At 76.2% G+C, this 651-nt stretch carries 1 protein-coding gene; it reads left to right on the forward strand.

The features are described from left to right. Positions 1-651: glycosyltransferase family 2 protein (locus HMPREF3105_RS01815; RefSeq protein WP_141762396.1), on the forward strand; the 651-nt coding region annotated here is incomplete at both ends.

Genomic DNA, 651 nt, shown 5'->3' on the forward strand with positions numbered 1-651 from the left:
CGTGGCCGCCGAGGCCGGCCTGCCGCTGGCGCAGGCCCGCAACCGCGCCGCCGAGCTCGCCACCGGCGAGATCCTCGTCTTCCTCGACGTGGACTGCATCCCGGCGGCCGAGACCGTCGGCGTGCTGGCCACCGAGGTCGCGGCCCACCCCGGGTCCGTGGTGATGGGCCGGCCCCGCTACCTGCGGCCGGGCTGGACCCGCGACGTCGGGGAGGCCGACCTGACCTCGCATCGCGCCGACGCCCTGCTGCGCCGCCTCTCCGTGCCCCACCGGGCGCGCGCGCACCTGACCGCCGGTCCCTCGGACGAGTGGCACCTCGTGTGGACGCTGATCCTGGCATTGCGGCGCGCGGACCTGGCCCGCATCGGCGGTTTCGACGCGGGCTTCACCGGCTACGGCGCCGAGGACACGGACCTGGCCTTCCGCGCCCGCGACGCCGGCCTGACGCTGCGGTTCAGCCCCGCCGAGGCGTTCCACCAGCACCACGGGGTGATGACCCCGCCGCTGCACCACCTCGAGGACATCCTGGTCAACGCCCGCCGCTTCCGGCAGGTGCACGGCCGATGGGCCATGGAGGGGTGGCTGCGCGCGTTCGCGGACGCGGGGCTGATCGCGTGGGACCCCGAGGGCGAGCGGCTCGAGCTGCTGCG

The sequence above is a fragment of the Micrococcus sp. HMSC31B01 genome, assembly GCF_001816085.1.
Classification (GTDB): Bacteria; Actinomycetota; Actinomycetes; order Actinomycetales; family Micrococcaceae; genus Micrococcus; species Micrococcus luteus.